Source organism: Alphaproteobacteria bacterium (genome assembly GCA_037146715.1).
GTDB lineage: Bacteria > Pseudomonadota > Alphaproteobacteria > UBA7879 > UBA5542 > JBAWWO01.
The window spans coordinates 1-2,639 of sequence record JBAWWO010000030.1; the positions used below are offsets into that span (position 1 = coordinate 1).

Sequence of the window (2,639 nt, forward strand, 5' to 3'; positions counted from 1 at the left end):
GCTTAGGTATTCGTAAACTAAAAATCCCTTACTTTGCAACCATGGGACAATTATTATTACCGATATTTCCGAACGACACCAAGATGGTCAACAGTACGCTAGGTGTTCGTGATTATAAAGGGAAGGTCAGCTATTTTCATTGTGGGGAGTCAATCTATTCACATGAATCCGGGGACCTGAGCGGTTTTCGTTATATCACATCGAATCTGATACAGCAAGGACGTTGCACAATCCAGGAGATAGCCGATACCTTTCATGTGTCATTTGATAGTGTAAGCCGTTGGGCGAAGCAATATGGCGAAAAAGGAGAATCCGTTTTTTTTAATGCGGAGTTGCGCCATGGGCGGAGCCATAAACTGTTACCACCAGTATTGGAGCGCATACAAGGCAAGCTGAACACAGGGCAAAGTGTCAATTCCATTGCAAAACAGGAAGGCATATCCGAGGGCAGCATTCGGTATGCAATAAGCCAGGGGCGATTAAAAAAAACTTTGCACAACAGGTAAGACAAGCCACCACACGCAGCGAAAGGAGTTTTCAGGATGCCAAAGCATCAGAAGGCATAGGCATCGCCGCAACCCGTCAGGAAGAACGGGGCTTAGCCGTGACCGGAACTCAGCCCTACGCACCCAGCCTATTCGAACATCAGGAAAGCGTACTCAATGCAGGGGTGTTGTTTTCTATCCCAGCCTTGGTTTCACAAGGACTAACTCTTTTTTTTAACACATTTAAACTACTTCCCTCTGGTTTTTATGGGCTGCACCATATAATACTCACTTTATGTTTCATGGCTTTATGCCGGATAAAAAACCCCGAACAGCTTAAAAAGCAACCGCCCGGGGAACTGGGGAAACTTCTTGGCCTGGACCGTATCCCGGAAGTAAGCTATTTCAGGAAAAAGGTCCATCAGATCCTTGTCCAGGCCAAGTCAGACGAACTGCACACCGCACTGCTTCAATCCTATGTAGGGCAAATGCCTGAAATGTTTTTTTATATCGATGGTCATGTGTTGGTTTATCATGGGGAGATTGCCAACCTGCCCAAGCGTTTTGTGTCGCGCGAAAAGCTTTGTTTGAGCGGCACCACCGAATTCTGGGTAAACGACCAGACGGGGCTACCTTTGATGGTCATCACAGCCGAATTGAACGAAAAGCTGAAATCCGCCATCGAAGAAGCCATTCCCAAATTGCTTAAAGCAATACCCCATCCCCCCGAACCCGGCGAACCTGTCTTCACCCTTGTCTTCGACCGTGAAGCGTACGAGCCGGCATGGTTCAAAAAGCTATGGGATAAATACAGCGTGGCCATAATCTCCTATCGTAAAAATGTAACCGACAGATGGGACGAAACACTTTTCCATGATGTTGAAGCACAAGTTTTTAATACCAACGCTACTATGCAGCTTTGCGAGATGGGCACACAGATAAACGGGATATGGTTTAGGGAAGTGCGCAAACTCTCCCAGGACGGCCACCAGACATCCATCATAGCAACACACCCTACATTAAACTTGCAGACCATAGCCGTAAAGATGTTCTCCAGATGGACGCAAGAAAACTTTTTTAAGTATATGATAGCAGATTTTGATTTTGACAAGATGGTCGAATACGGGACAGAATCGGTAAACCAAGCCCTCACCATACCCAATCCTGAATACAAGAAGCTCACCTATGCGTTAAAGAAAGCAAAAGAGAAAAAAGCAAGGCTTGAAGCCCGCATGTTTAAAAAAATGGATGAAAGCGATGTGACAAACCACGAACAGCTTATGAAAAGCCTAAGCAAGGCTACCGCCCTGATCGAACAGATAAGTGAATACAAAGAAATAATCAAAGACCTGACCATTAAAAGGACCCATGTCCCCTCCCGGATCAGGATCGATCAAATGCCACTGGAACAACGTTATAACAAACTCAAGCAGGAAGGAAAAAAGCTGAAGAATGCAGTCATCATGTTAACCTATCGTGCCGAATCTGCGCTGTTCAACTTGCTTGCCGAATCCTACAAAGACACCGACAAAGACGGCAGGATGTTATTGAAAGAAATATTTACCAGCGATGCCGATATGGTTCCAGATTACCAAAACAACACCCTCACCATCAGACTGCACTCTTTATCAACCCCTAGGGCCAATCAGGCGGCCAAACAACTTTGTGCCTCGCTAAATCAAATGGAAACCTGTTTCCCCTATACAAATTTGTTGCTGATTTACGAAACAGTCGCAGTTTAGTTTGCGATAGTCTTGGAGGTCTGAATTTATTGTAACCCAAAATCGCTGGCGCCGCAATTGTGATAGAATATCCCACTAAAACAGGGTTGAAACTGAATTTGTCATCTTAGCTGGAATTAGTAAGAAACCAAAGAGGCCGGATCCAGGTATTTGTCATCGTCCAATAAAGTTGAATTTATTATTTTACCTGGCCAGCCACTTAATATTCCCCCTCCACCATAATTATCATACATATTTTTTTCAGTTCTCATATAATCCTCTCTCACTTCCCCAAACCTGAAATAATTCTTTCCTTCTATAACTGACCCAAGTGTCATCCCGGAAGGAATAGCGATTACAACTAATTTTAACGTAGCTATAAATGCAGCCAAAAATGTTGGCGCAATCCCTGTCATTGTTGCGAGAACAGCTG

The 2,639-nt window shown here is 44.5% G+C and carries 3 protein-coding genes; 2 read left to right on the forward strand and 1 reads right to left on the reverse strand.

Features of this window, described 5'->3' with window-relative positions:
• A partial coding sequence (locus tag WCG05_05670) for a helix-turn-helix domain-containing protein (GenBank protein MEI8321467.1) occupies positions 1–506 on the forward strand: 506 nt, incomplete at its 5' end.
• A gap of 62 nt (positions 507–568) precedes the next feature.
• Entirely contained in the window at positions 569–2,227 is a 1,659-nt protein-coding gene (locus WCG05_05675) for a putative transposase (GenBank protein ID MEI8321468.1), read from the forward strand.
• 116 nt (positions 2,228–2,343) lie between these two features.
• Here the strand turns inward: WCG05_05675 and WCG05_05680 are convergent.
• Positions 2,344–2,639: hypothetical protein (locus WCG05_05680; GenBank protein MEI8321469.1), on the reverse strand; the 296-nt coding region annotated here is incomplete at its 5' end.